General features: G+C 74.8%; 27 protein-coding genes and 1 pseudogene. 14 read left to right on the forward strand and 14 right to left on the reverse strand.

All coding sequences use genetic code 11. From position 1 onward, the window contains the following. Positions 1-1,008 (reverse strand): multicopper oxidase domain-containing protein (locus tag VGP36_25410; protein ID HEV7658051.1); only part of this gene is annotated, 1,008 nt, incomplete at its 3' end. Between the two features lie 613 nt (positions 1,009-1,621). Between VGP36_25410 and VGP36_25415 the strand changes: the two genes are divergently transcribed. Genes VGP36_25415 through VGP36_25425 form a run of 3 tightly spaced genes read left to right on the forward strand, consistent with a single transcriptional unit; the run spans position 1,622 to position 4,106 of the window. Further along, positions 1,622-2,452 carry a transglutaminase-like domain-containing protein gene (locus tag VGP36_25415; protein HEV7658052.1) on the forward strand — a complete coding sequence of 277 codons (831 nt, stop codon included), beginning with the start codon at positions 1,622-1,624 and terminating at the stop codon, positions 2,450-2,452. A 50-nt stretch (positions 2,453-2,502) separates the two neighbouring features. Next, positions 2,503-3,465 (forward strand): NAD(P)/FAD-dependent oxidoreductase, encoded by a 963-nt coding sequence (locus tag VGP36_25420; GenBank protein ID HEV7658053.1) that lies wholly within the window; start codon positions 2,503-2,505, stop codon positions 3,463-3,465. Next, the gene (locus VGP36_25425) at positions 3,462-4,106 is read left to right on the forward strand and encodes a methyltransferase domain-containing protein (protein HEV7658054.1); all 645 of its coding nucleotides are present in this window, start codon (positions 3,462-3,464) and stop codon (positions 4,104-4,106) included. The genes VGP36_25420 and VGP36_25425 overlap by 4 nt, the downstream gene beginning before the upstream one ends. Positions 4,107-4,237: 131 nt before the next feature. On the opposite strand, the gene ugpC is transcribed toward VGP36_25425, so the two are convergent. Beyond that, on the reverse strand, positions 4,238-5,332 hold the full coding sequence (gene ugpC, locus VGP36_25430) for a sn-glycerol-3-phosphate ABC transporter ATP-binding protein UgpC (protein HEV7658055.1): 1,095 nt from the start codon (positions 5,330-5,332) through the stop codon (positions 4,238-4,240). A 206-nt stretch (positions 5,333-5,538) separates the two neighbouring features. Here ugpC and VGP36_25435 point away from each other — a divergent pair, with 206 nt between their 5' ends. Beyond that, entirely contained in the window at positions 5,539-6,549 is a 1,011-nt protein-coding gene (locus VGP36_25435; protein HEV7658056.1) for a LacI family DNA-binding transcriptional regulator, read from the forward strand. Positions 6,550-6,561: 12 nt separating this feature from the next. Here VGP36_25435 and rlmB read toward each other — a convergent pair whose 3' ends face one another. Continuing rightward, the gene (gene rlmB, locus VGP36_25440) at positions 6,562-7,515 is read right to left on the reverse strand and encodes a 23S rRNA (guanosine(2251)-2'-O)-methyltransferase RlmB (GenBank protein HEV7658057.1); all 954 of its coding nucleotides are present in this window, start codon (positions 7,513-7,515) and stop codon (positions 6,562-6,564) included. A gap of 31 nt (positions 7,516-7,546) precedes the next feature. Further along, entirely contained in the window at positions 7,547-8,929 is a 1,383-nt protein-coding gene (gene cysS / locus VGP36_25445; GenBank protein ID HEV7658058.1) for a cysteine--tRNA ligase, read from the reverse strand. A 49-nt stretch (positions 8,930-8,978) separates the two neighbouring features. On the opposite strand from cysS, the gene VGP36_25450 reads away from it, so the two are divergent. From VGP36_25450 to VGP36_25465, 4 genes are read left to right on the forward strand one after another with little or no spacing between them, the layout of a single operon-like run. Further along, positions 8,979-9,452, forward strand: a complete 474-nt coding sequence (locus VGP36_25450) for an OsmC family protein (GenBank protein HEV7658059.1) — start codon at positions 8,979-8,981, stop codon at positions 9,450-9,452. Continuing rightward, a complete protein-coding gene (locus tag VGP36_25455) occupies positions 9,449-10,075 on the forward strand; it encodes a PadR family transcriptional regulator (GenBank protein HEV7658060.1) in 627 nt (208 codons plus the stop codon). The genes VGP36_25450 and VGP36_25455 overlap by 4 nt, the downstream gene beginning before the upstream one ends. Before the next feature lie 32 nt (positions 10,076-10,107). Continuing rightward, entirely contained in the window at positions 10,108-11,103 is a 996-nt protein-coding gene (locus VGP36_25460) for an ATP-binding cassette domain-containing protein (protein ID HEV7658061.1), read from the forward strand. Further along, positions 11,100-11,843, forward strand: a complete 744-nt coding sequence (locus VGP36_25465; GenBank protein ID HEV7658062.1) for an ABC transporter permease — start codon at positions 11,100-11,102, stop codon at positions 11,841-11,843. The genes VGP36_25460 and VGP36_25465 overlap by 4 nt, the downstream gene beginning before the upstream one ends. 9 nt (positions 11,844-11,852) lie before the next feature. Here VGP36_25465 and VGP36_25470 read toward each other — a convergent pair whose 3' ends face one another. The 3 genes from VGP36_25470 to VGP36_25480 are packed head-to-tail and all read right to left on the reverse strand — an operon-like array spanning position 11,853 to position 15,252. Further along, a complete protein-coding gene (locus tag VGP36_25470) occupies positions 11,853-12,647 on the reverse strand; it encodes a hypothetical protein (GenBank protein HEV7658063.1) in 795 nt (264 codons plus the stop codon). Continuing rightward, positions 12,644-14,494 (reverse strand): protein kinase, encoded by a 1,851-nt coding sequence (locus VGP36_25475; GenBank protein ID HEV7658064.1) that lies wholly within the window; start codon positions 14,492-14,494, stop codon positions 12,644-12,646. Before VGP36_25475 ends, VGP36_25470 begins: the two co-directional genes overlap by 4 nt. Beyond that, entirely contained in the window at positions 14,491-15,252 is a 762-nt protein-coding gene (locus VGP36_25480; GenBank protein ID HEV7658065.1) for a protein phosphatase 2C domain-containing protein, read from the reverse strand. The genes VGP36_25475 and VGP36_25480 overlap by 4 nt, the downstream gene beginning before the upstream one ends. 117 nt (positions 15,253-15,369) lie before the next feature. Between VGP36_25480 and VGP36_25485 the strand changes: the two are divergent. Then, a pseudogene (locus VGP36_25485) lies at positions 15,370-15,843 on the forward strand (sigma-70 family RNA polymerase sigma factor). 32 nt (positions 15,844-15,875) lie between these two features. Here the strand turns inward: VGP36_25485 and VGP36_25490 are convergent. The 3 genes from VGP36_25490 to ispF form a co-directional block, all read right to left on the reverse strand. Further along, complete coding sequence (locus VGP36_25490; protein ID HEV7658066.1) at positions 15,876-16,205, reverse strand: PPOX class F420-dependent oxidoreductase; 330 nt, start codon at positions 16,203-16,205, stop codon at positions 15,876-15,878. Positions 16,206-16,282: 77 nt separating this feature from the next. Beyond that, entirely contained in the window at positions 16,283-17,632 is a 1,350-nt protein-coding gene (locus VGP36_25495; GenBank protein ID HEV7658067.1) for a hypothetical protein, read from the reverse strand. 21 nt (positions 17,633-17,653) lie between these two features. Beyond that, positions 17,654-18,118: a 2-C-methyl-D-erythritol 2,4-cyclodiphosphate synthase gene (gene ispF, locus VGP36_25500; protein HEV7658068.1), complete on the reverse strand. Its 465-nt coding sequence runs from the start codon at positions 18,116-18,118 to the stop codon at positions 17,654-17,656. Positions 18,119-18,170: 52 nt separating this feature from the next. On the opposite strand from ispF, the gene VGP36_25505 reads away from it, so the two are divergent. Next, entirely contained in the window at positions 18,171-18,848 is a 678-nt protein-coding gene (locus VGP36_25505; protein HEV7658069.1) for an IspD/TarI family cytidylyltransferase, read from the forward strand. Here the strand turns inward: VGP36_25505 and VGP36_25510 are convergent. After that, positions 18,845-19,306 (reverse strand): 2-C-methyl-D-erythritol 4-phosphate cytidylyltransferase, encoded by a 462-nt coding sequence (locus tag VGP36_25510; GenBank protein ID HEV7658070.1) that lies wholly within the window; start codon positions 19,304-19,306, stop codon positions 18,845-18,847. The two genes, VGP36_25505 and VGP36_25510, sit on opposite strands and share 4 nt — an antisense overlap. A gap of 115 nt (positions 19,307-19,421) precedes the next feature. Beyond that, positions 19,422-19,904, reverse strand: coding sequence for a CarD family transcriptional regulator (locus VGP36_25515; protein ID HEV7658071.1), 483 nt, complete (start codon positions 19,902-19,904; stop codon positions 19,422-19,424). A 233-nt stretch (positions 19,905-20,137) separates the two neighbouring features. Between VGP36_25515 and VGP36_25520 the strand changes: the two genes are divergently transcribed. From VGP36_25520 to radA, 4 genes are all read left to right on the forward strand, one after another. Further along, positions 20,138-20,848 carry a hypothetical protein gene (locus VGP36_25520; protein ID HEV7658072.1) on the forward strand — a complete coding sequence of 237 codons (711 nt, stop codon included), beginning with the start codon at positions 20,138-20,140 and terminating at the stop codon, positions 20,846-20,848. Positions 20,849-20,872: 24 nt separating this feature from the next. Beyond that, positions 20,873-21,694 carry a UbiA family prenyltransferase gene (locus VGP36_25525; protein HEV7658073.1) on the forward strand — a complete coding sequence of 274 codons (822 nt, stop codon included), beginning with the start codon at positions 20,873-20,875 and terminating at the stop codon, positions 21,692-21,694. 72 nt (positions 21,695-21,766) lie between these two features. Beyond that, positions 21,767-22,510 carry a copper chaperone PCu(A)C gene (locus VGP36_25530; protein ID HEV7658074.1) on the forward strand — a complete coding sequence of 248 codons (744 nt, stop codon included), beginning with the start codon at positions 21,767-21,769 and terminating at the stop codon, positions 22,508-22,510. 38 nt (positions 22,511-22,548) lie between these two features. After that, a complete protein-coding gene (gene radA, locus VGP36_25535; protein HEV7658075.1) occupies positions 22,549-23,916 on the forward strand; it encodes a DNA repair protein RadA in 1,368 nt (455 codons plus the stop codon). Positions 23,917-23,942: 26 nt separating this feature from the next. Here the strand turns inward: radA and VGP36_25540 are convergent, their stop codons facing one another. Together VGP36_25540 and VGP36_25545 are read right to left on the reverse strand one after the other, a co-directional pair. Beyond that, a complete protein-coding gene (locus tag VGP36_25540) occupies positions 23,943-25,052 on the reverse strand; it encodes a CU044_5270 family protein (protein ID HEV7658076.1) in 1,110 nt (369 codons plus the stop codon). Continuing rightward, positions 25,045-25,617, reverse strand: coding sequence for an RNA polymerase sigma factor (locus VGP36_25545; protein ID HEV7658077.1), 573 nt, complete (start codon positions 25,615-25,617; stop codon positions 25,045-25,047). The genes VGP36_25540 and VGP36_25545 overlap by 8 nt, the downstream gene beginning before the upstream one ends. Positions 25,618-25,669 lie beyond the last annotated feature (52 nt).

The raw sequence follows: 25,669 nt of genomic DNA on the forward strand, positions 1-25,669 counted from the left end.
GACGCCGGGCAGGTGCAGCCCCGTCGTCTCGTCGCCGTCGTCCATGCCGTTCTTGGGGTCGTAGATCGGGTAGATCCCGACCATGCCCTTGTAGACGTTCGAGCCGGTGTGGTCCATCCGGTGGTCGTGGAACCAGAAGAACGACTGCTTCTCCCGGTCGTCGTTGCCGGCCGGCCAGTTCAGGTACAGGTTGTCGACGAAGTCGCCGACCCGGTAGCCCTCGTGCTTCGGGCCGAACAGCATCGAGTAGTGCGGGTTGCCGTCGGACTCCGGCGCGGTGTGGCCGTTGTGCAGGTGCGTCAGGAACGAGAAGTCCGGCGACCCGAAGTCCTGCCGGTCCAGATTCAGCGGGTTCTCGTCCAGGTGGTTCTCGAACCGGACGATGACCGGCTTGCCGTACTCCGCGTTGATCCGCGGACCCGGGAACGTGCCGTTGAACCCGTAGATCGTCGAGGGCGGCAGCGTCCGCACGGTGCCGGCCGGGAAGTGGTTGCCGGCCGCGTCGGTGGAGGCCACCGGCTGACCCAGCGAGTTGATCGGCAGCACCTGCGAGGTGGTGAACGAGTGCGTGCGGACCAGCACGTCGAACTTGTAGACGATCGGGTCCGGGAACCCGATCGCCGACGGCCAGATCTGGTGCGTCTCGTTCCGCAGCGAGTTCTGCTGCCCGACGCCGGGGCCGGGGGGCAGCGGCAGGGCCGCGACCTCGGCCGGCGACAGCGGCTTGGCCGCCTGCGGGATCAGGAACGGGTCACTGAACGGGTTCAGAATCAGCGGGCTGGTGGGGAACGCCTCGATGTAGAGGGCGTCGGCCAGCGCAATGGACGTGGCACCGAAAACACCGTCGGGCGTCATGAGCCCGCGCATCTTCAGGTTCGGCGCCATCAGCACCTTGCCCGCACCCATGCCGACGGCGGCAGCTCCCACCGCGCCGACTTTGAGGACGTTCCGCCGGGTGACACCGTGCCTTTCGGTCTCCTCCAGGCTTTCGTCCACGACTTCGGTCATCAGACCAACCTCCAGTTGGATGGAACCGCGCTCCACGCCGTGACGCGCGCGTTGTATTGGCCGGGTTGCCGCAGTCACTCCGGGTTCTCCCTGATCCCTCGTGCGGTAACTCAGCGTGCATGGAATGGGGACGCACTCATTTCCTGCGGGCAGGCCGAAGAAACCGTCCGACAGGGGCACGGCGAGGCGTCGTGGTCTGGTACGCCGCTGGTCGCGGCGGCTGAACGTGCCGGTCAGATCGCTGCCGGGCAGCCGGAATCAGGGCCGGGACTCCCTCGGAGCTCCCGGACCGTCTCCTGCGGTCGGTCATTGCACTCGTTGCGGCGAGAATGAGTTAACGCCCGACGCAAACGCGCCACTACCCCCGTTCGGTCCATGACGAGGCGCCCAAAATTGGGGGTCCGCGTACGTCCGTCGGTCGGGATACGACCGTTCGGCCGAAGCCATCCCCCCACGAATTGGGGATTCACCGTCATGTGGCGGCGAGCGCCGCGTTTGACCGTTGAACGGGGGTGCTGGGTGCTGAACCAACTCAACACCGGTATTATTTGGCCGCCACTTGGTGAAACGATGTCCCACCGCTAACGACTGGCCTCAACATAGCAAAGAAAAGATGGGTGATCCAGTGCCGACCGGTATCGACTATCGGCAGCCGGGGGTGTTCACGTCGCTCGCGCCGGTGAATCAGGCGGCCCTGCGGGACCTGGGCCGAGATCCGGTAGACGTCTGCCGCCCGGTCCCCCGTCTGGTCCTCCAGCCCGGTGACGCGACGGCGCTCGGTCTCCCGGCCGGCCGGCTGGGGGAGAACCAGATCCGGCCCGCTGCCGATCTGGCCGGCGCGCTGCTGCGGATGGTTCCCGAGCCGCTGACGGTCGCGCGGCCGCCGGCGCAGCGGGTGGTCGGGACCTGCCGGCACTTCGCGGTGCTCGCCTGCGCGCTGCTGCGGCACCAGGGCATCGCGGCCCGGGTCCGGTGCGGCTTCGCGACGTACTTCCGGTCCGGACAGGGGCTGGACCACTGGATAGTCGAGTACCGGACGGACGACCGGTGGGTCCGGCTCGACGCCGAGATCCTCGGCGGCCCCGTGCTCGCGGACGCGGCCGACCTGCGGCCCGGGCAGTTCCTCAGCGGCGGCGAGGCCTGGCTCGCGTACCGGTCCGGGCAGATCGACGCGGCCACTTTCGGCGTCGACGGCACCGAGAACTTCGGGCCGGCCGAGATCAAGGGCAACGCGGTGAAGGACCTGGCCGCGCTGAACAAGGTCGAGATGCTGCCCTGGGACGAGTGGGGCCGGATGACGGACATGTACGCGGGCCGCACCGGGCCGGACTACGACGCGCTCGTCGACCGCGTCGCGGCCGTCTGCGCCGCCGACGACCCGGCCGAGCTCGCCGCCCTCTATGCCAGCGAGGACCTGGCCGTCCCGGCCGCGATGCTTTGCTAGTCCGGCAACGTTACTTGCCGCTCGGCCGGGCGAGGTCCATGTTCGGTGGCGTGACCGAGAAGCAGCAGTACGACGTGGTGGTGATCGGCGGCGGCGCGGCCGGGCTGAGCGGGGCGCTGGCCCTGTCCCGGGCCCGGCGGGCGGTGCTCGTGGTCGACGCCGGACAGCCCCGCAACGCCCCGGCCGGGCACGTGCACAACTACCTCGGCCGGGAGGGCACGCCGCCGGGCGAGCTGCTGGCCGCGGGCCGGGCCGAGGTCGCCTCGTACGGCGGGGAGGTCGTCAGCGGGACCGTGACCGCGGTGGCGGCGGACGATGACGGGTTCCTGGTCCGGGTCGGCCCGGCCGCGGTCCGGGCGCGCCGGGTGCTGGTGGCGACGGGCCTGACCGACGAGCTGCCACCGGTCCCGGGGCTGGCCGAGCGCTGGGGCCGCAGCGTGCTGCACTGCCCGTACTGCCACGGGTACGAGGTGCGGGACCAGGGCATCGGTCTCATCGGCACCAACCCGTTCGCGGTGCACGGCGCGCTGATGTGGCGGCAGTGGAGTCCGGACATCACGCTCTTCGTGCACACCGCGCCGGAGCCGGACATCGAGGAGCGGGAGCGGCTGGACGCCCGCGGCATCCGGGTCGTGACCGGCCCGGTGGCCGGGATCGAGGGCGAGGCCGACGTCCGGATGGAGTCCGGGTTGCTGGTCCCGCGGCACGCGCTGGTCGTGGCGACCAGGCTGACCGCGCGGGCCGGCGTGCTGGCCGGACTGGGGCTGACGCCCGAGCCGCGGGAGAGGGATGGGGTCGTGATCGGCACCGAGATCCCGGCCGGGCCGACCGGCCAGACCGCGATCCCGGGCGTCTACGTGGCCGGCAACGTCTCCGACGTGCTCGGCCAGGTGATCGGGTCGGCGTCGGCCGGGCTCACGGTCGCCGCCGCGCTGAACGCCGACCTGATAGAAGAGGACACGCGGCGCGCGGTCGCCGGCCGTCGCCGGCCGATCCCGGAGGGAGCCCGATGACGCACGAGGAGCCGGTGACCCGGGCCCATCCGTTCGACCAGGAGGCCTGGGAGGAGCGGTACCGATCCTCGCAGCACGTCTGGAGCGGCCGGCCCAACGGGCAGCTCGTGGCCGAGGTCGCCGACCTCCCACCCGGTACGGCGCTGGACGCCGGCTGCGGCGAGGGCGGCGACGCGCTCTGGCTGACCGGGCGCGGCTGGCGGGTGACGGCGGTGGACTTCTCCACGGTCGCGCTGGAGCGGGCGGCCGAGCACGCCGCGGACCTCGGGCTGAGCGTCGAGTGGCTCCCGGCCGACCTGCGCAGCTGGCTCCCGCCGGCCTCGTACGACCTCGTGTCGACGCAGTTCCTGCACATCCCGCCGGAGCCGCGGCGGGCCGTCTTCCGCCGGCTGGCGGCGGCGGTCGCACCCGGCGGCACGCTGCTCGTGGTCGGGCACGACGCCAGCGACATGGCGGCCGGCGTCCGGCGGCCGCGGACGCCGGAGTTCTTCTTCTCCGCCGCCGAGGTCGCGTCCGACCTCGACCCGGCCGAGTGGGAGGTCGTCACGACCGACGTCCGGCAGCGCGGCGGGCTGGACCACGAGGGCGGGCACTCGACCGTCGTCGCCGACGCCGTCCTGGTCGCCCGCCGCCGATCCTGAGCCGCCCGCGCGCAGCCCGGAGCGGACGCGGTCCACTGTGGACATGCTGGGACGACAGGCAGTCCACTGTGGACGCAGATCGGGCCGGCCTCCCCGTGGGGAGGCCGGCCCGGTCGGTGTCCGGGGTGGTGCTAGTCGCCGAGGCGCTCGCCGTTCTCGGGGTTGAAGGCGTGCTCGGAGCCCTCCTCCACGGTCAGCGGCACCGTCTGGCCCATCTGCGGGACCTGCTTGCCGTCGACCCGGACGACGAACTGCTCGTCGTTGCCGTTGAGGGACGCGGTGCCGTAGACGTACGCGTCCGCGCCGAGCTCCTCGGCGATGTCGACCCGCAGGTCCAGGCCGGGCCGGCCGTCGGTGGCGACGGCGAAGGCCTCGGGCCGGATCCCCAGCGTGACCTGCGACAGCCCGGCCGCCGCGGCGGCCGCGGCCACGTCCCGCCGGAGCGGGACGATCAGGCCGCCGAGCTTCACGCCGCCGTCGACCAGCGGCACCGTCTTGAGGTTCATCGCCGGCGAGCCGATGAAGCCGGCCACGAACGCGTTGCCGGGGCGGTCGTACAGGGTCCGGGGGGTGTCGGCCTGCTGCAGGATCCCGTCCTTGAGCACGGCGACCCGGTGCCCCATCGTCATGGCCTCGACCTGGTCGTGGGTGACGTAGATCGTGGTCGTGCCCAGCCGCGCCTGCAGTGCGGCGATGTTCGCCCGGGTCTCCACCCGCAGCTTCGCGTCCAGGTTCGACAGCGGCTCGTCCATGAGGAACACGGCAGGGGACCGGACGATGGCGCGGCCCATCGCGACGCGCTGCCGCTGGCCACCGGACAGCGCCTTCGGCTTGCGGTCCAGGAACCGCTCGAGGTCCAGCAGCTTGGCGGCCTGCAGCACCTGCGCGTCGCGGTCGGACTTCGAGACGCCCTTGAGCTTGAGCGCGAAGCCCATGTTCTCGGCGACGGTCATGTGCGGGTAGAGCGCGTAGTTCTGGAACACCATGGCGATGTCCCGGTCCTTCGGGGGCTTGTTGCTCACGTCCTTGCCCGAGATCCGGATCTCGCCGCGGTCGACGTCCTCCAGACCGGCGAGCATCCGCAGGGCGGTGGACTTCCCCGAACCCGACGGCCCGACCAGCACCATGAACTCGCCGTCGGTGACTTCGAGGTCGAGCGCGTTCACCGCCGGGATCGGATTTCCCGGATAGATTCGCGACGCTCCTACGTATTCCACTTCAGCCATGACGGGTGCCTCTCTGTCCGGGTCCTGCCCGACGCGCGCCGTGGCGGTCGGAAGCCTCGAGCTCACCCTAGGTCCCTGACCATCTCGTGACCAGGATCACGCCCCGTACGTTCCGGGCGTAATCGGGCCGAGCGGACCGGCAGGCCTTGCAAATGCTTGCCATTTTCGTGCAAAGTGTTTCGCACGCGCAGCTCAGGAGGGCAACGGTGCCGGGTCTGGCGGAGATCGCCGAGGCCGCTGGGGTCAGCATCTCGACCGTCAGCCGGGTGCTGAATCGGCGGGCCGGGGTGAACGAGGAGACCCGGCGGCGAGTTCTGCGCGTTCTCGCCGAGAAACCGTACAGTCCGCGCGGGCTGGGGGCGCTGCAACGGACCGGCGTGCTGGGGCTGCTCATTCCGGAGCTTTCCAACCCGGTCTTTCCGGCCTTCGCCGAGGCCCTCGAGACCCGGGCGGCCGGGCGCGGATATTCGACGGTCCTCTGCAACACGCGGTCGGCCTCCATCCGGGAGGAGGAGTACGTCCGGATGTTGCTGGCCCGCGGGGTGGAAGGAATGGTGTTCGTCTCCCCCGAGGCGACCGACGTGCGGGCCTCGCACGACCACTACCGGCAGCTGAAGGCCGAGGGCGTGCACATGGTGTTCGTCAACGGCGGCATGCCGTCGCTGGACGTGCCGGACGTGGGGGTGGACGAGCAGACCGCGGGCTATCTGGCCACCCGGCACCTGGCCGAGCTCGGGCACCGGACGATCGGCTTCGTCAGCGGCCCCGGGCGCTCGATGCCCTCGCGGCTCAAGGCGGCCGGCTGGCTGGTCGCGCTGGAGGAGGCCGGGCTGCCACACGGGCCCGAGCTCGTCGTGCACGCGCCGTACGGGCCGGCCGGCGGGGCGACCGCGATGGGCAAGCTGCTGGACGGGCCGCGGCCGACGGCGGTGATCTGCTCCTCCGACCTGATGGCGCTGGGTGCGATCAGCGAGGCGCAGCGGTGGGGGCTGACGGTGCCGCGCGACCTGTCCGTGGTCGGGTTCGACGACATCCCGCTGGCGGCGTACTGCACGCCGGCGCTGACCACGCTGGCCCAGCCGATCGCGGAGATCGCGCGGGCCGCGGTGGACGGGCTCCTCGCGGACATGGAGAACAACCCGACCGGGCCACCCGGTCACGGTCGCGTCTTCCGCCCCCGCATAGTCGTCCGCGACTCCACCGCCCCGCCGAAGTGACGGGCGGGCCGGCTAGCTGAGGCGGCGGCGACGGGCCACTTCGGCGAGGGTGACGGCGGCGGCGATGCCGGCGTTGAGGGACTCGGTGGCGGCCGTCATCGGGATCGAGACGCGCAGGTCGCAGGTCTCGCCGACGAGCCGGGACAGCCCGCGCCCCTCCGAGCCGACCACGATCAGCAGCGGGTCGACGGCGGCGTCCAGGTCGTCCAGCCCGACGTCGCCGTCGGCGTCCAGGCCGATCACGAACAGCCCGGCCTGCTGGGCCGACTTCAGCGACCGGACCAGGTTGGTCACCCGCGCCACCGGCACCCGCGCGGCCGCGCCGGCGCTGGTCCGCCAGGCCGTCGCGGTCATCGGGGTGGAGCGCCGCTCCGGCACGATCACCCCGTGCGCGCCGAACGCCGCGGCCGAGCGCACCACCGCGCCGAGGTTGCGCGGGTCGGTCACCCCGTCCAGCGCGACCAGCAGCGCCGGGTCGGGCGACTCGATGGCCTTGCCCAGCACGTCCTCCAGGTCCGCATACCGGTACGGCGGGACCTGCAGGCCGATCCCCTGGTGCAGGATCCCGCCGGTCATCTTGTCCAGCTCGGACCGGCCGACCTCGAGCACCGCGATGCCCCGGTCGGCGGCGCGCTGCACGGCCTCGGTGATCCGGTCGTCCTGGTCCAGGCCCATCGCGACGTAGAGCGCGGTGGTCGGGATCTCGGCCCGCAGCGCCTCGACCACCGGGTTGCGGCCGACCAGCAGCTCCGGGCTCTCGGTCTTGGCCCGGGGCGAGCGGCGGGCCGCGTTCTTCGCCGCGGCCGCGGCCGAGCGCGCCTTCGGGTGCCCCTTGCGGACCTCGGCCGGCGGCGTCGGCCCGCGGCCCTCCAGGCCTCGGCGCCGCTGCCCGCCGGAGCCGACGATCGCGCCCTTCTTGCTGGCACCGGTGCGGCGGGCGCCACGACGCTGGGAGTTGCCGGCCATCAGAACGTCCTTCGGGTGAGAGCGGGAGCCATCAGGAGGCTCCCAGGGTCCAGCGGGGACCGGCCGCGGTGTCCTCGACGGTGATGCCGGAGGCGGCCAGGCGGTCCCGGATCGCGTCGGAGGCCGAGTAGTCCTTGCGGGCGCGGGCCTCGGCCCGCTGCTCGAGCGCGACCCCGACCAGCGCGTCGACCACGGCGGTCAGGTCGACCCGGCGCTCGTCCCGCCAGGGCGCCGCGAGCGGGTCCACGCCGAGCACGCCGAGCATCGCCCGGACCTCGCCGTACCGCTCGGCCACGAGGACCTTGTCCCCCGCCGCCAGCGCCGCGTTGCCCTCCCGGACCGCGCCGTGCACGGCCGCGAGCGCCTGCGGCACCGCGAGGTCGTCGTCCATCGCGGCCACGAACGCCGCCGGCACCGTCCCGGCCGGACCCTCGCCGACCAGCTCGGCCGCGCGGGCGAGGAACCCCTCCACCCGCCGGTACGCCGCGGCCGCCTCGGCCACGGCCTCCTCCGAGTAGTCCATCGTGGACCGGTAGTGGGCCGAGGTCAGGTAGTAGCGCAGCTCCACCGGCCGCCAGCGCTGCAGCAGCTCGATCACCAGCAGCGAGTTGCCCAGCGACTTCGACATCTTCTCGCCGCCGAGCGTGAGCAGTCCATTGTGGAACCAGTAGCTCGCGAAGCCGTCCCCGGCCGCGGCCGACTGGGCCAGCTCGTTCTCGTGGTGCGGGAAGATCAGGTCCAGCCCGCCGCCGTGGATGTCGAAGGCGGGGCCGAGGTACTTCGTCGACATCGCCGAGCACTCCAGGTGCCAGCCCGGCCGGCCGGATCCCCACGGGGTCTCCCAGGCCGGCTCGCCCGGCTTGGTGCCCTTCCAGAGCGCGAAGTCCAGCGGGTCGCGCTTGGCCCCGGTCGGTTCGCCCTGCTGCATCGCGGCGACCTGCTGCCCGGACAGCCGCCCGTACGACGGCCAGGAGCGGACGGCGAAGTAGACGTCGCCGCCGGCCGGGTACGCATGCCCGGCCTCGATGAGCCGTCGCATGAGGACGATCATCTCCGGCACGTGCCCCGTCGCCCGCGGCTCGATGGTCGGCGGCAGCACGCCGAGCGCCTCGTACGCCGCCCCGAACGCGCGCTCGTTGCGGTACGCCACCTGCCACCAGGGCACGCCCTCGTCACCCGCGACCGCGATGATCTTGTCGTCGATGTCGGTGACGTTGCGGGCCATCGTGACCCGCAGGCCGGTGTGCTCGAGCCAGCGGCGCAGCACGTCCACGGCCAGCCCGGAGCGCAGGTGGCCGATGTGCGGCGCGCCCTGCACGGTGGCGCCGCAGTAGTAGACCGAGGCCTCGCCGGGATGCAGCGGGACGAAGTCCCGCACCGTCCGGGTGCCCGTGTCGTACAGCGCCAAGCTCACCCGTACGAGGATACGGGGGGCGCATGCTGAATACGGAAACGGAGGCGCCATGGCGGGCAGGCACGAGTACGCGGTCGGGCTGACCTGGACCGGGAACACCGGCGCGGGCACCGCGACGTACCGGTCGTACCGGCGGACCTGCGCGGTGACCGCTGCGGGCAAGCCGGCGATCGCGGGCTCGGCCGACCCGCACTTCCGCGGCGACGCCGACCGCTGGAACCCGGAGGAGCTGCTGGTGGCGGCGCTGTCCCAGTGCCACCTGCTGGCGTTCCTGCACGCGGCCGCGCAGGCCGGGGTGGTCGTCGTCGACTACGCCGACGCCGCCACCGGCACCATGGCCACCGAGGGCGACGGCGGCCACATGACCGGGGTGGTGCTGCACCCGGTCGTCACCGTCGCCGCGGCCGGCATGGCCGAGGAGTGCGCGCGGCTGCACGAGCAGGCCCACGAGAACTGCTTCATCGCCAACTCGGTGAACTTCCCGGTGACGCACGAGGCCGCCGTCCAGGTCGCGACGCCGTGAGCGCGAGCTCGACCCGGCTGCTGGTGCTCGGCGCGGTGCGCATCTTCCAGCCCGCGCACGGCTACCTGGTCCGCCGGGAGCTGCTCAGCTGGGGCGTGGAGAGCTGGGCCGCGCTGAACCCGGGCTCGATCTACAACATGCTGCGCACGCTGAGCCGGGACGGGATGCTGGCCGAGGTCGAGGGGGACGCCGGTCCCGGGCCGGCCCGGGTCGGCTACCAGCTCACGCTCGACGGGGAGCAGGCGTTCCTGAACCTGCTGACCAGGGCCCTGTGGGAGATCGACGAGCGCGATCCCCATCTGCTGCCCGCGGCGTTGTCGTTCCTGCCGATGCTCACCCGCACGCAGGCGGCCGAGGCGCTGGAGGCCCGGGCGACCGCGATCGAGCTGCGGGTGAAGGCGGTCGAGGCCCGCAGCCGGATGACGCTGGAGAAGAAGCTGGCGCCGCCGCACACGTACGAGCTGTTCGAGTACGAGATCGCGCACTTCACCGGCGAGCTGGGCTGGGTCCGCGCCGCGCGGAAGCGGGTCGAGGCCGACCACTACCGCTTCGCCGGCGAGCCCGCCGCGGAGCTCGGCCCGGTCGGCGGGCACTGGTACGGCGCGCTCGAGAAACCCGGTTGACAGTGCTCTAGTCAAGCTTGAATAGTGTCCGTGTGATCCAAGCCCGAGGACTGGTACGAACGTTCCGCGGCCGCGGCCGCAACGCCCGCGAGGTGCACGCCGTACGGGGCGTCGACATCGACGTCGCCGCCGGCGAGGTGGTGGGGTTCCTCGGCCCGAACGGGGCCGGCAAGACGACCACGCTGCGCATGCTGACGACCCTGCTCGAACCGACCGCCGGCGCGGCGACGGTGGCCGGCCACGACCTGCGCGCCGATCCGGTCGGCGTCCGCCGCAACATCGGCTACGTGCCGCAGGGTGGCTCCTCGCTGCCGCAGGCGCGGGTCGGCGAGGAGCTCACCGATCACGCCGCGCTCTACGGGATCCCGACCGAGGTGGCCCGCCGTCGCGGCGAGGAGCTGTTCGCCCGGCTCGACCTCGACGACGTCTGGACCCGCAAGGTGGAGAGCCTCTCCGGCGGCCAGCGCCGCCGCCTGGACATCGCCAAGGGGCTGGTCCACCAGCCCCCGCTGGTGTTCCTGGACGAGCCGACCACCGGGCTGGACCCGCAGTCGCGGGCCAACCTCTGGACGCACGTGGCCGACCTGCGCGACACCGGCGGCGTGACCGTCTTCCTCACCACCCACTACCTGGACGAGGCGGACGTGCTCTGCGACCGGATCCTCGTCATCGACCACGGCGAGATCGTCGCCGTCGGCAGCCCGGACGAGCTGAAGCAGCGGGTGTCCGGGGACGCGGTGCTGCTGCGGCTGGCCGACGTGGCCGACGCTGCGGCCGCGGCCGAGCTGGTCGGCGCGCTGCCGGACGCCGACAGCCCCGGCATCGACGGCGAGACCGTGCACGTGCGGGTGCCCAACGGCGGCGCCGCGCTGCCGGGCCTGCTGCGGGAGCTGGACCGGGCCGGCGTCGCGCTGGCCGCGGTCGAGGTCCGGCGGCCGACGCTGGACGACGTGTTCCTGTCCCTGACCGGGCGCTCGCTGCGGGACACCGAGCGGGCGCCGGACGCCGAGCTGGTGGGTGCCCGATGACCGAGACCTTCGTCGTCTTCCGGCGGGCGATGCGGCTGTCCCTGCGCAACCCGACCTGGGTGATCATCGGGCTGAGCCAGCCGATCCTCTACCTGGTGCTGTTCGGGCCGCTGCTCAAGCCGCTGTCGGCGCAGCTCGGCACCGGCAACGCGTACCAGCTGTTCGTGCCGGGGATCCTCGTGCAGCTCGGCATCTTCGGCGCGTTGTTCGTCGGCTTCGGGCTGATCGCCGAATACCGGGCCGGGGTCATCGAGACCCAGCGGGTGACGCCGGCACCCCGCGGCGCGCTGCTCATGGGCCGGGTGCTGCGGGATGTCGTGGTGCTGCTGACGCAGGCGATCGTGCTGACGCTGGTGGCGCTGCCGCTGGGGCTGCGGGCGCCGGTCGCCGGCGTGCTGATCGGCATCGCCGTGGTCGGCCTGCTCGGCGCCGCCTTCTCCGCCGTGTCGTACGCGGTGGCGCTGACGCTCAAGAGCGAGGACGCGCTGGCGCCGCTGCTCAACGCGGTCGCGATGCCGGTGCTGCTGCTGTCCGGGATCCTGCTGCCGATGTCGCTGGCCCCGGGCTGGCTGGAGAAGCTCTCGGACGTCAACCCGCTCAAGCACGTGGTGGACGGCGTCCGGGCGTTCTTCGGCGGCGACTACACGGCCGACGCCTGGTGGGGGCTCGGCGTCACCGCCGCCCTGGTGCTGCTGGGCTTCTGGTTCGGCACCCGGACCTTCCGGCGGGAGTCAGCCTAGGCCGTGCCGTCAGGCGTGGCCCAGAAGTCGGTGCACCGTCGGGAGGGTGACGATGCCGGAGGAGACGGCGAACTCGACGAGCTGCTCCTTGCGGCCGCCGCGGCGGGGCGCGCCGGACCGCTCCCGGGCCAGGGCCTGCTGCTGCTCGGCGGTGCTCGCGTTCCGCGCGCGCCCCGCCGACCAGGGCCGCTCCCCCACCGGCAGCTTGGCCCGGACGTCGTCCAGCCGGCGGTCGACCCAGTCGGCGGTGCGGGGCTCGGGGACCAGGCCGCGCTCGTACAGGCGGTCGGCGACCTGCTGGCTGGTCGGGATCCAGGGGCTGTCCGGGTGCCGCAGGGTCGGCTCGCACAAGGCGACCAGACAGGCGAAGTACGCCGTGCCCTCCATCAGCGACCAGGCCGGGCGGGTCCGCTCGGCGGTGGCTTCGTCCACACCGGACACGTCGCCCGGCTTCACCGCGCCCGCGACCTCCAGGTCCAGGCCGTCGTCGGTGCCGGCGAACCCGACCCGGACCCGGCCGTCGGTGACCAGGTGGGCCTGCCCCGGCCGGACCGTGTGCCGGACCCCGGCCTCGTCCACGAACAGCGGGTTGGAGCCGGTGTTGGTGAGCAGCACGCCGAACGGGGTCACGTCCAGCGTCCCGGCCTTGCGGCTGACCCGAGGGCTGTCGCTGACCGCGAGGTCGGCCAGCGGGCGCGGCGCCGACCGTCCGAAGGAGACGGACTCCCCCGGGCCGAGCGGGACCTCCGGCCGGCCCGGGCAGGCGAGCCGGGCCCGGACCAGACCCTGCGGCAGCACCGTCACGAACCCGCGCCGCGGATCTGGTCGAGGACGACGACCACCTGGTTCAGCACCCGGTCGGGGCTGGAGTTGAACACCGCCGAGATGCCGACCAGCGCCAGCACCGCGAGCACGGTCAGCAGCACGACCATCCCGATCAGCCGCCGGATCATCCGGGTGAGGCGGCGCACGATCCGGCTCCGGACCTTCGGCTTCGGGGCCGGGTCCGATGTGGACGGTGCGCGCCAGGTGGCCTTGTCCGAAGTGGACGGTCGCGGGGCGGGCTGCGGCGGCGGCTCGTAGGCGCGGACCGGTTCGTACGTCCGGGTCGGCTCGTAGGTCCGGGTCGGCTCGTAGGTCCGGGTCGGCTCGCGCCGGGCCGGGGCCATCACGAGCGTGGGCTCCCGGCGGGCCGGGGCCATGACCGCGGTCTTCTCCCGCTCCGGAACCGGCGGGCGGCGCAGGCCCGCCTCGCGCTCCAGCCGGTCCAGCCGGCGGGCGAGCACGTCGTGGTCGCGGCGGAGCCGGTCCCGGTCGGCGACCGCGTCGTCGCGGGAGCGGGCGATGCGGTCCCGGTCGGCGGCGAGCCGGTCGCGCTGGGCGGAGACGGCGGCGGTCTGCTGCCGGGTCTTCTCCAGCTCCGAGAGGGACACCACCTGGGTGGCCGCCGGATCCGCCCTCGTCATCCCGTTCGCGATCGGGCTCGGAACCGGGGCCGCCGGCCGACCCCGCCCGGCGAGGGTGGGCAGGACGTCCTCGTTCAGGTGGAGGAAGGCGGCGGCCAGGACGCCGTCGGCGGGGACCAGCTCGCCCGACACCCGCCCGCCGGGGCGGTCGAGCGACAGCGCCAGCAGCGGTCCGCCCGCGGCCGGGTCGAGGTCGACCAGCGCGGCCAGCCGGGGCGACCCGGCCGGCCACGGCACCCCCGCGTACGCCGGCGGCACCGCGAGCTCGGCCAGCCGCGCCCGCAGCTGGGCCGAGGTGGTGACCCGGCGCCGGGCCGGGTCCTGGACCAGGCAGTCCTCCAGCAGCGCGCGCCAGCCGGGCGAGAGCCGGCCGTCCACCGCGTACCGGCCCAGGCAGACCAGCTCGTACTGCTGCTCGGGGGTGGTGCCGGCGGTGATGTGCCGGCCGGTGAGCATCCGGTGCGCGCTGACCGCGAGGGCCCAGACGTCGCCGGCCTGGCTGGCCCGCCAGCCCTCGACCGGGGGCCGCCGGACGCCGTCGGCCTGCAGCACGCCCTGGGTCGCCGACTCCGGCGGCCAGAACGCGATCGTGCGGGCCGGCCCGATACCGGCCGAGCGGGTCGACTCCAGCGACGCCGACACCCCGAAGTCGGCGACGGCGAACCGTGGCCCGATCCGCAGCACGTTGGTCGGCTTGATGTCCCCGTGCACGACCCGGCGCGCGTGGATGTGCTCCAGCCCGGCCGCGACCTGCTCGAACACCGCGGCCCAGGCCCGTTCGTCCGGCTGCACCCGCTCCCCGAAGGTCGGCAGGTCCTCCTCGGCCAGCTCCAGCACCAGCCCGACGTGGTGGTGCCGCGCCGTCGTCCGCTCGAACCGGAACGAGGTGACCAGGGTCAGCACGTTCGGGTGGCCGTCGACGAGCTGGGTCCGGGCCGCCTCGCTGTTCATCGCGGTCAGCTCGGCCGGCGTACCCCAGACGCACTTGAGCGCCCGCGGCGCCCCGCCGTGCCGGTCGACCGTCTCCGGCGTCGCCGGGCGCACCTCGTAGACCGAGGAGAAGCCGCCGTCGGCCACGTGCCGCACGACCCGCCAGCGGGAGTCAGGCCCCTCGCCGACGACCTCCTCCGGCTCCAGCGGCACCGTCCGCGCGGGCAGGGCCGGGTCCCGGACCGTGCCGCTCATCGTGCCCCCTCCGCCACATACCGAGTATTCAGGTCAGGTCGGGTGGTGTCCATGTCGGCCGGGACCTCGGCCGGGACCGACGCCAGCAACGCGGTCGCGTCGTCCCGGCCGCCCGCGTCGGCCGCCGCCCGGACCAGGTCCGCGGCCACCACCGCGGGGTCGGCCAGCAGCGTCGCCAGCGCCGGCACGGCCAGCGTCCGGGTCACCCCGTCGGTCGCGACCAGCAGCCGGTCGCCGTCCCGCAGCCGTACGGTGGCCAGTTGCGGGAGGGCCGAGCCGGGCATCCCGGCGAACCGGGTGAGCATGCCGTCCAGCCGCCGCTGGGCCACCGATCCCGGCTCGACCGCGCCGGCCCGGACCAGCTGGGCGGCGTGCGTGTGCTCCTCGGTGAGCCGGCGCAGCCGGCCCCGGCGCAGCAGCCAGCAGGAGGAGTCGCCCAGGTGCGCCAGCCGGAGCCGGCGCCCGTCCAGGACGGCCGCGGTGAGCGTGGTGCCGGGCCGCAGCGGCATCGGCATCGTGTCGGTGGCCAGCGCGCGGACCCGGTCGTGCCCGGCGGCGACGGCCACCTCCAGCCCGGCCTCGTCGAGGCACTCGACCAGGCCGGCCAGCACCGCTTCGGCCGCCGCGGCGCCGTCGAGGGTGCCGCCCATGCCGTCGGCGACCGCGAGCAGCAGGCCGGCCCGACGGGTCACCGCGACCCAGCGGTCCTCGCTGGCCGCGCGGCTGCGCCCGGTCCGGCTGGCCACGGTGACGTCCACGGTCGCCACCCTCTCCCGCGTACGCGAGGGCGCGCAGGGGGGTTCCCCCCCTTCTGGCGTCCGTTGCGCCGGGAGAAGGTCAGCCCGTCCAGATCAGTCCACCCCCGGGGAGACGCGATGACCGCCACGGCGGAGACCAGCTCCGACGCCTGGGCCGGAGTGCTGGGCACCTACCGCGCCGACCTCGTCCGCGCGGCCCGGACCCGGCTCGGGTCCGGCGGCGCCGACGCCGAGGACGTCGTGCACGACGTGGTCGTCCGGGTGCTGCGCGGCGGCAAGGACGCGGGTGACATGGCGACGCCCGGGGCGTACCTGCGGCGGGCGGTCGGGAACGAGTGCGTGAGCCGCTGGCGCCGTACGGCCCGGGAGATCGTGGTGGCCGAGCTGCCCGAGCGGCCCCGGCCCGCGCACGACGAGACCGTGCTGGACCGGATCGCGCTCGGCGAGGCCGTCGACACGCTGACCCCGCGGCAGCGCCGGGTGATCGCGCTGACCGTGCTCGACGACCGGCCCGACTCCGAGGTCGCCGGGCAGCTCGGGATCAGCGAGGTGACGGTGCGGACGACCCGGAGCCGGGCGCTGGCCCGGCTCCGGGAGAAGCTGACCGCGATGGACGCGGTCGATCAGCTGCCGTTGACGCGGTCCGGGGTCACCCGGATCACGACCCGGACCGTGCCCTCGGGCTCCACCGGGTACGCCTCGCCGGTGTACTTGACCGACAGCTCGTCGATCAGCTCCCGGCCGCCCTCCTCGGGCAAGGTCGCCTCGCCCCGGATCTCCGCATAGGTGAACGGGTTCGCCGGGTCGTAGAAGGCCACCGAGACGTGCGGGTCGTGCCGCAGGTTCCTGGCCTTCTGCCGGGCCGCGGTGGTCGAGATCAGCACGTCGTCGCCGTCCCGCTCGGCCCGGACGACCGTCGCCTGCGGGCTGCCGTCGGGCAGAGCGGTCGGCATCCGGGGTTCTCCTCGCCACGACGTGGCCTTACCGCCCTACCCCAGCCGAGATAGTTGACGCGTCACCAGTGGTGGCGTCACACCGGCTTGCGCAGCAGGACCGCGGCGGCCGTGGCGCAGGTGACGGCGGCGATCGCGGCGACCCGGGCGACGGTGAGCGCGCCGACCATGGCGGCCGGGATCACCACGACCGCGGTCGCGGCGGCGGCAAGGGCCAGGCCGGTGGCGGGGCGGTCCGGGGTCTCCGGACGGCGCGCGTGCGCGGTCTGCCAGCGGACCCGGCCGTACGCGCCGGCCAGGACGACGATGCCGGCCAGCGCGCCGGCCGTGTACGGGGCGACCCTGGGGTAGGCGAGGCCGACGTAGCAGGCCAGCGCGAGCAGCCACTGGACCCGGACGACGGCGACCAGGGCGCGGTGCCAGCCATCGGGGCCGGTGGCGCGGGTCGCGCCGTACGCGGGCTGGGGGTTCCACTCCGGGTTCTGGACGGCCGGCGGCGAGGACACCAGCCAGGCCGGGAGGCCGACCACGGCGGTGGTGACCGGGGCGGGCGCCGCACCCCAGGCCGGGTCGGGGGCGGCGTGACGGGAGCCGTTCGCCGCCGGGTCGGGCGCGCGGCGTCGACCGCCCTCCGGCGGGTCCTCCTCCGCCGCTCTGCGCCGCCCCCCGCTCGTGGGCTTCACGTACGCCGGGTCCGCTTCCGGCGCCCGCCGCCGGCCTCCGCTCGCGGGCGGATCCGCGTGCGCCGGATCGGTCTCGGGTGCCCGTCGTCGGCCTCCGCTCGGGAGCGCGTCGGCTTCGGGTGCCCGGCGCCGGCCGCCGCCGGTCGGCGGGTCGACGTAGTCCGACTCCGGGGCGCGGCGGCGGCCGCCGCTCGTGGGCGGGTCGGCGTAAGGAGGGAGGGCCAGGGCCGACGGGTCGGGATCCGGGGCGCGGCGGCGGCCGCCCGTGGGCGGGTCGGCGTAGGCGGTCGGGTCGGGGTCGGGGGCACGGCGGCGACCGCCGCTCGTCGGCGGGTCGGTGTAGGGGGTCGGGGTCGGCCCGTCGGCGGGACGGCGGGCTTCGGGGAGGGCGGCGTCCGGGGCCCGGCGGCGACCGCCGTCGGCGGGGGTGGCGGGCCGGGGCAGGCGGGACAGCGCAGCCTGGGTGGCGAAGTCGGCCGGGTCGAGCAGCAGCGCGTGCCGGTACGCGGACTCGGCCTGCCGCGGATCGTCCAGCGCCGCCGCGACCGTCCCCACGGCCCGGTGCGAGGCCGCCGACTGCGGCGCCAGCTCGACCGCCCGGACGGCCGCGTCCCAGGCCTCCCTCGACCGCCCGGCCGCCACCAACGCTGTCGCCAGCTCGCTCCAGAGATCACCGCGTCCGGGGTCCGCGCCCAGCGCGGCGGACAGCGCGGCCACTGCCGCCGCCGGTCCGCCCCCCGTCACGACCGATCAGATTAAGACAACTCAGCCCGGAAAGACGAGTGCGGTCGCGATCGCCGCCCGGCCCTCCCCGCGCCCGGTCAGCCCGAGGCCGTCGGTCGTGGTCGCGGAGAGCGACACCGGCGCCCCCACCGCGGCCGTCAGAACGGCCTCGGCCTCGGCCCGCCGCGGGCCGACCCGCGGGGTCTCGCCGACGACCTGGACCGCCACGTTCCCCGGCCGCAGGCCGGCGCCGGTGAGCAGCCGCGCGGTCTCGGCGAGCAGCGCGACGCCGGACGCGCCGGCCCAGCGCGGGTCGGACGTACCGAAGACGGAGCCGAGGTCGCCGAGCCCGGCCGCGGACAGCAGCGCGTCGCAGGCCGCATGGGCGACGACGTCCCCGTCGGAGTGCCCGGCGCAGCCGTCGGCGCCGTCCCAGCGCAGCCCGGCCAGCCAGCACGGGCGGCCGGCCTCCACCGGATGCACGTCCACCCCGATCCCCACTCGCATGGCTGCATCTTGCCGGTCTGCGGATCCGCGGGTGGGCGGTTACCGTGCGAGCGTGTCCAGTGCCGCCGCCGTCGTCCTGGCCGGCGGGTCGGGGACCCGGCTGGGCGCCGAGGGCAACAAGGTCTACCTTCCGCTGGCCGGCCGCCCGCTGCTGTCCTGGGCGCTGGAGGCGTTCGCGACCGCGCCGGAGATCGGGCGGCTGGTGCTGGTCGCCCGGCCCGCCGACCGCGGTCCGGCCCGCCGGGCCGCGGCCGCGGTCACCGGCCGCGAGGTCGAGATCGTCGACGGCGGCGAGCACCGGCACGCCTCGGAGTGGGCCGCGCTGCAGCTGCTGGCCCCGGCGATCCGGGCCGGCGAGATCGACGTGGTCGCGATCCACGACGGCGCCCGGCCGGTCGTGGCGCCCGCGCTGGTCGCCGCCACGGTCGCGGCCGCGCGGGAGCACGGGGCCGCGGTCCCGGGCGTACCGCTGGCCGACGTCGCCGACCACGAGCTGCACCCGGTCGGCGGCACGCTGGTCCGGGTGCAGACGCCGCAGGCGTTCCGGGCCGCCCTCCTGCTGGACGCGTACGAGCGGGCCGAGCGGGACGGGTTCGCCGGCACCGACACCGCCGCCTGTGTCGAGCGGTACGCGGGGATCGGCGTGCACTGCATCCCGGGCGACCCGCGCAACGTGAAGGTGACCTACCGGCCCGACCTGGCCCTGGCCGAGCACCTGCTCCGGGGTTAGCCCCGGGCGGCCCGGACGGCCCGGACGGCGGCCGCGAACTCCAGGTCCCGGGCGTCGTGCACCGGCACCGAGTCCGGCGTACCCAGCACCGTGACGACCCCGGACCCGGCTGGGATCAGCGGGTCCTCCGCCGCGCAGGACCGGTGCGCCGCCCGCAGCAGCGCACCCCGTACGGCCCGGGGGAACTGCTCCTGCACCAGCGACTCGCGCGGCACCGTACGGACGATGAGGCCGGCGTCGTCGACCTCCTTGACCGTCTCGGTCACCTCGACCACCGGCAGCGCCGCGTCGGCGCCGGCCCGGACCGCGGCCAGCACCGCGACCACCAGCGACGGCGGCGCCAGCGGCCGGTGTACGTCGTGCAGCACGACGATGTCCGCGTCGTCGACCCGCGACAAGGCCGCGTGCAGGGCGTCGTGGGCCGAGGAGCCGGACGCCAGAACGACAGAATCGACCACACCGCTCCCGCGTAGCGCGGAAGCGGCGTGATCGATCAACGTCTTGCCATCGAGAGGCCCGGGATCCTCCCCGTACGCCAGGACGACGCCGGTGACGATCACGGACCCGCGCTCGTCAGGACGCGAGGACCTCGTCGAGCAGGACCTCGGCCTTGTCCTCGTTGGTGCCCTCGGCGAGCGCGAGCTCGCTGACCAGGATCTGCCGGGCCTTGGAGAGCATGCGCTTCTCCCCCGCGGACAGGCCGCGCTCCCGGTCACGCCGCCACAGGTCGCGAACGACCTCGGCCACCTTGTTCACGTCGCCGGAGGCGAGCTTCTCGAGGTTGGCCTTGTAACGCCGCGACCAGTTGGTCGGCTCCTCCGTGTGAGGTGCGCGCAGGACCTCGAAGACCTTGTCCAGGCCTTCCTGACCGACGACGTCGCGGACACCGACGATCTCGGCGTTCGCGGACGGCACCTCGATCGTCAGGTCGCCCTGGGCTACCTTGAGGACGAGGTAGATCTTTTCCTCGCCCTTGATCACGCGGGTCCTGATGGCCTCGATGACAGCTGCCCCGTGGTGCGGGTAGACGACGGTCTCGCCGACCTTGAAAACCATGTGTCTGTGACCCCTTTCGCTACACCCCAGAATAACACGACGCGGAGCCGACCTCACCATCTACGATCCACGTTTCTGCAGGTCAGGACCACGGGCTGGGTAAGGCGGGGGGTTGACAAGCGGAGATCCGCGTGCTGCCGGGGTCCGTACGGACCGGGCGGAAGCCGATCTCCGTGGACAATCGGGCGAGCCGGTACGTTGCGCCCACCGCGGCGCGAGCGGAGAGTGGACGAGTGCGCCGTGATGACGACGACGACCGGTCCGGTGAGGCCGGTGGGGCTTCCTGGGTCGACCGGATCGTCGTCCCCGACGACATCAGCGAGCTGGACGCCGAGGTCCGGGCCCTGCGCCGGGAGCGCCGGGTGCAACGCCGGCGCGGCCGGCTGCGGCGGCTGACCGCCCCGGGCCGGACGACCGCGCCGATGGTGCTGGTCGCCGTGCTGCTGATCGCGGGGGTGGCCGGGCTGCTGGTGCTCTTCCAGCCGCGCCGGACCGCCGGCACCGTCACCACCCTCGGCGTGGCCCAGACCGACCCGCTGCCCGACGTGATCGTCCGGATGCGGGACGGCAGCCCGCGCCGGATCCGCGGGTTCCGGCCCGGCGTGTTCGCGCTGGCCCCGGACGGCTGCGGTTGCGACACCGCGCTGGCCGGCGCCGGCGCCGCCGCCCGCCGGCACAACGTGAACTTCTACCTCGTCGACCGGACCCTGCCGACGCTCCCGGCCGGGCTGACCGACGCGACCGCGACCCGGCTGGCCGAGCCGACCGGCACGGTCGCGCAGCGCTACAACGCGGAGAAGGACGGCAGGCGGGTGCCCGGCGGCCCGGTGCTGGTGCTCGTCACCGGCGGCGGCCAGATCCAGCGGGTGCTGCCGGGAGCGTCCATCCAGACGCTGGACAGCGAGCTCGACCAGCTCGTACCCGAGGCCGCACCGGCAAGCTGAGCCGCCGGTCTCTACGGTCTGCCCGTGGGGACCCTGCGTGGGCTGGTCCGGGCCTGCCATCCGGAGCCGACCGCCGCCGTGACCGCGGTGGCGGCGGCGCTGGCGGCCGCGGTCGGGCGCGGGGTCGGCGGGACGGTCGCGGTCGCCGCCGCGGTGCTGGCCGGGCAGCTCTCGGTCGGCTGGATGAACGACTACCTCGACCGGGACCGCGACGTCCGGGTCCGGCGGGCGGACAAGCCGCTGGCCGCCGGGGCGCTGACGGCGGCGACGCTGCGGGCCGCGATGCTGGTGGCCGCGGTCGCGGTGGTGCCGCTGTCGCTGCTGTCCGGGTGGCAGGCCGGCTCGCTGCACCTGGTCGCGGTGCTCTCGGCCTGGTCGTACAACCTGCGACTGAAACGGAGCGTGCTCTCGGTCCTGCCGTACGGGGTCTCGTTCGGGCTGCTGCCGGCGTTCGTCACCGCCGGGCTGCCGGGGCACCCGGTGTTCGGCTGGCTGGTCGCCGCGGGCGCGCTGCTCGGCACGGGCGCGCACTTCGCCAACGTGCTGCCGGACATCGCCGACGACCTGGCCACCGGCGTACGGGGGCTGCCGCACCGGCTCGGCCCGACCGGCTCCCGGGTCGCCGCCGGGCTGCTGCTGACCGCCGCCTCGGTGGTGCTCGCGCTGGGACCGCCGGGTCCGCCCGGGGTGCTCGGGGCCGGCGCCGTGGTGGTGGCCGTGGTCTGCGGGGTGGGCGCCGCGGTGCTGGGCCGGCGGCCGGGATCGCGGGCGGCGTTCCTGGGCGTGCTGGTCGTCGCGGCGGTGGACGTCGCGCTGCTGGTCGGGTCGGGAACCGCTTTGCGCTGACCTGCGCGGGTAGGCCGGGAGCGCCGCCGCTACGCTGACGGCTCGACGTTCCGCCCGTACGACAGGAGGCCGGTGGCCGTGATCCGCTCGACGTCCCGGTCCGCGCTGGCCGGGCTGGTTGTCGTGGGCGGGCTCGCGCTCGCCGGCTGCGGTGCGGGGCAGATCGCGCAGACCGCCGAGCAGCACCCCACCGTCGACGGCAGCATGGCCGAGGTCGGCCAGCTGTCGATCCGCGACGCCGCGCTGGAATACCCGACCGACGGCCTCTACGACAAGGGCGCGACCGCGCGGCTGCGGATGGTGATCACCAACCAGGGCATCGCCAGCGACACGCTGACGTCGGTGACGTCGCCCGCGGCGGACAGCGTCGCGATCACCGACCCGTCGGCCACGGCCGCGCCGGGCAGCGACTCGCCGTCGGCGAGCGCGTCCGCCTCGGACAGCGCCTCCCCGTCCGACACGGCGTCCGGCTCGGCCTCGCCGTCGGACACCGCGTCCGGCTCCGCGTCCCCTTCCGACAGCGCGTCCGGCTCCGCGTCCCCGTCCGGCAGCGCGTCCGCGTCGCCGACCGAGAGCCCGACGCCGACCGCGGCGGCGCCGGCGCAGATCTCGATCCCGGCCAACGGGTACGTCTCGTTCGCCGACGACGGCCCGTCGGTGGTGCTGACCGACCTGACCGAGAAGCTCTACCCGGCCCAGTCCCTGCAGGTGACGCTGACCTTCCAGAAGGCCGGCCCGGTGACGCTGACGATCGCGGTCGGCGTGCCCACCGGTCAGGTCTCGCTGGCGCCGACCGTGACCCCCGCCGAGGGCTAGCCCCGGTTCTGTCGGACCGCCCGGCTACGTTCTCGGCCGTGGCGAAGACGCGGGATCGGGCGGCGTACAAGTGCTCGGAGTGCGGGCACACCCCGCCCCGGTGGGTGGGCCGCTGCCCGGAGTGCCAGGCCTGGGGGTCCGTCGGTGAGGTCGGGGCCGGGCCGGTCGGCCTGCGCCCGCTGAGCGCCGCGGTCACCGCCGGCGTCGTCACCGCGCCCGCCCGGCCCATCGCCGAGATCGACGTCGAGGCGGCCCGGGCCCGGCCGACCGGCCTCGGCGAGCTGGACCGGGTGCTCGGCGGCGGTCTCGTCCCCGGCGCGGTGCTGCTGCTGGCCGGCGAGCCCGGGGTCGGCAAGTCCACCCTGCTGCTGGAGGTGGCCAAGCACTACGCGGCCGGCGGCACCGCGCTGGTCGTCACGGGCGAGGAGTCCGCGGCCCAGGTCCGGCTGCGGGCCGAGCGGACTGGCGCCCTGCACCCGCGGCTCTACCTGGCCGCGGAGACCGACCTGGCCGCGCTGCTGGCGCACGTCGACGCGGTCGAGCCGGGCCTGCTGGTGGTCGACTCGGTGCAGACGATCGCCTCCCCGGTGGTGGAGGGCACGGCCGGCGGCGTGACCCAGGTCCGCGCGGTCGCGGCCGCGCTGATCGCCGTGGCGAAGGCCCGCGGGATGGCGACCGTGCTGGTCGGGCACGTGACCAAGGACGGCGCGATCGCCGGGCCGCGGGTGCTGGAGCACCTGGTCGACGTGGTGCTGCAGTTCGAGGGCGACCGGCACTCGACGCTGCGGCTGGTCCGGGCGACGAAGAACCGGTTCGGCCCGGCCGACGAGGTCGGCTGCTTCGAGCTGACCGACGGCGGGATCGAGGGGCTGCCGGACCCGTCCGGCCTGTTCCTGTCCCGGCGTACGGAGCCGGTGGCCGGCACCTGCGTGACCGTGACCGTGGAGGGCCGCCGGCCGCTGCTGGCCGAGGTGCAGGCGCTGGTGGCCCGGTCCACCCTGGCGACCCCGCGGCGGGCCGTGAGCGGGCTGGACTCGGCCCGGGTGGCGATGGTGCTGGCCGTGCTGGAGCGGCGCGGCCGGGTCAAGCTGGGCGACGACGACGTGTTCACCGCGACCGTCGGCGGCGTCCGGGTGACCGAGCCCGCCGCCGACCTGGCGCTGGCGCTCGCGGTCGCCTCCGCGGCCCGGGACGCGCCGATCCCGACCGCGACCGTGGTGCTCGGCGAGGTCGGGCTGTCCGGCGAGGTCCGCCCGGTCGGCGCGGTCGGCCGGCGGCTGGCCGAGGCGGCCCGGCTCGGCTTCACCGCCGCGCTGGTGCCGCCGGAGCCCGGGCCGGTGCCGCCGGGGATGCGCGTCACCGAGGTCGCCGACCTCGGTGCCGCGCTGCGCACCCTCCCGCGCTGAGCCGCGCGCCCGCCCCACCGGAAGGCTCAGGGGCGCTGTCCGATGCGGTCCACCACGCCGGTGACGGTGGCCTTGTCCAGCCACCTCGAGCCGGCCGGGACGAGCCTCGCGGAGAAGCCGGTGACCTTGAGCGGCTCGTGCGGCGCGACCCGGATCTGGGTGGTCTCGGTGTCCTGGGTGAACACCACCCGGTTGCCCAGCACCTGCCCGTCGTGCGGGTCGATGATGACCTGCTGGACCTCACCGGTGCTCCAGCTCCACTCCAGGACGATCCCGCGCCGGCCGAGCAGGTCCCGGCCCGGTCCGGCCAGCCGAACCCCGGGCACGTACGTCATCGCCCGGAACAGCGCCGCGATCCGCCGCGGGGTCAGCAGGGGTGACGCCGACGCGGTCGTGAGCCGGGTGAGCTCGAGCATGGTCAGGCCGGGGTTGCTGGGGCTGCCGACGTACCCGACCCGCTTGCTGACCGCCTCGTACAGGGCGTGCGGGTCCATGGGCAGGGCCCGCAGTTCCTCGGTGTCGTGCTGGGCCGCGGCCGGCAGCCGCGTCCGGTTCGCGACCGGCTTGCAGCGCGGGTCCTTCTGCTCCTGCGCCGGGTCGCCCTCGGGGCCGGGGCGCAGCAGCCCGCCGACCTGCCGGCTCAGACCGTCGGCCTTGACGTCCGCGGGCGCCCAGACCTCGGTCACCGAGCCGCAGCTGTGCGCGGCCGGCAGGTTCTTCGGGCCGGCCCGAAGAACCCTCAGGCTGATCGCCGCGGACGGGCTGTCGATGAAGTCCCGCTGGATCGTGCGCCGGTACAGGACCTGGCCGGGTCCCGCCGCCGGGAAGCCGCCGCGCAGCGCCGCCGTCGCGGCCGCGGTCAGCACGTCGGCCGCCGCGGCGGTCGCCCCGATCGGTGCGTCGCCGCCCGACCCCACTCCGGTGACGGCGACCGACCCGCCCAGCACGGCGGCGACCGCGGCGGCCGCGACCCCGGCCCGCAGCCGGGCCCGGCGTACCCGGGGCGCCGGGGCCAGGACGCCGGCGCGGATCCGGGGCGCCGGGGTCAGGACGGCCGCGCGGATCCGGCGTGCGGTCAGCTCGTCCAGCTCGGGGACGTCGTCGCGTACCCGGCTCAGCAGGTCCAGCTCATCCATGGGAACGCTCCTCTGTGGACAGGGCCGCACGCAGCTGCGTACGGGCCCGGTGCAGTCGGGACTTGACGGTGCCGAGCGGCAGCTCGAGTGCGAGGGCGACCTCGTCCTGGGACAGCCCGCCCCAGGCGACGAGCAGCAGCACGTCCCGGTCGCCGGCGGCCAGGCCGGCCAGCACGCCGGCCAGCGCCGCGGTGGCGGCCCGGGCGTCGACCCGGTCGGCCACCCCGTCGGCCGGGGACGGCGCGTCCGGGTCGACCCCGCTGCGGGCCAGCGCCCGGTAGAGCCGGATCTCGTCCCGCCGGGCCCGGCGCAGCACGTTGGTCGCGATGCCGTAGAGCCAGGGCAGCGCGTCCGGCCGGGACGCGTCGTACCGGGCCCGGGTCTCGAAGGCGACCAGGAAGGTCTGCGCCAGCAGGTCGTCGGCGGCGGCGGTGCCGGCCCGACGGGCGAGGTAGCGGTGCACGGTCCGGGCGTGCCGGTCGAACACCGCCGCGAACTGCTCGCCCGCCGGCACCGAGGCGGCGATCAGCTCGCCGTCGGTCCGCGCCTCGGTGGCGCTGCTCATGTCGGAATCCTCACGTCCCGTCCTTGTCCGATGAGGCGGGTACGGTTCACGA

It is taken from the genome of Mycobacteriales bacterium, from assembly GCA_035995165.1.
GTDB lineage: Bacteria > Actinomycetota > Actinomycetes > Mycobacteriales > CADCTP01 > CADCTP01.

Excerpts from the sequence above, each read along its gene's own strand:
- VGP36_25415 (HEV7658052.1), top strand. The coding sequence starts at position 1,622 with ATGGGTGATCCAGTGCCGACCGGTATCGACTATCGGCAGCCGGGGGTG.
- VGP36_25425 (HEV7658054.1), top strand. The coding sequence starts at position 3,462 with ATGACGCACGAGGAGCCGGTGACCCGGGCCCATCCGTTCGACCAGGAG.
- ugpC (HEV7658055.1), bottom strand. The coding sequence starts at position 5,332 with ATGGCTGAAGTGGAATACGTAGGAGCGTCGCGAATCTATCCGGGAAAT.
- rlmB (HEV7658057.1), bottom strand. The coding sequence starts at position 7,515 with ATGGCCGGCAACTCCCAGCGTCGTGGCGCCCGCCGCACCGGTGCCAGC.
- VGP36_25450 (HEV7658059.1), top strand. The coding sequence starts at position 8,979 with ATGGCGGGCAGGCACGAGTACGCGGTCGGGCTGACCTGGACCGGGAAC.
- VGP36_25465 (HEV7658062.1), top strand. The coding sequence starts at position 11,100 with ATGACCGAGACCTTCGTCGTCTTCCGGCGGGCGATGCGGCTGTCCCTG.
- VGP36_25475 (HEV7658064.1), bottom strand. The coding sequence starts at position 14,494 with ATGAGCGGCACGGTCCGGGACCCGGCCCTGCCCGCGCGGACGGTGCCG.
- VGP36_25490 (HEV7658066.1), bottom strand. The coding sequence starts at position 16,205 with ATGCCGACCGCTCTGCCCGACGGCAGCCCGCAGGCGACGGTCGTCCGG.
- ispF (HEV7658068.1), bottom strand. The coding sequence starts at position 18,118 with ATGCGAGTGGGGATCGGGGTGGACGTGCATCCGGTGGAGGCCGGCCGC.
- VGP36_25515 (HEV7658071.1), bottom strand. The coding sequence starts at position 19,904 with ATGGTTTTCAAGGTCGGCGAGACCGTCGTCTACCCGCACCACGGGGCA.
- VGP36_25540 (HEV7658076.1), bottom strand. The coding sequence starts at position 25,052 with ATGGATGAGCTGGACCTGCTGAGCCGGGTACGCGACGACGTCCCCGAG.
- VGP36_25545 (HEV7658077.1), bottom strand. The coding sequence starts at position 25,617 with ATGAGCAGCGCCACCGAGGCGCGGACCGACGGCGAGCTGATCGCCGCC.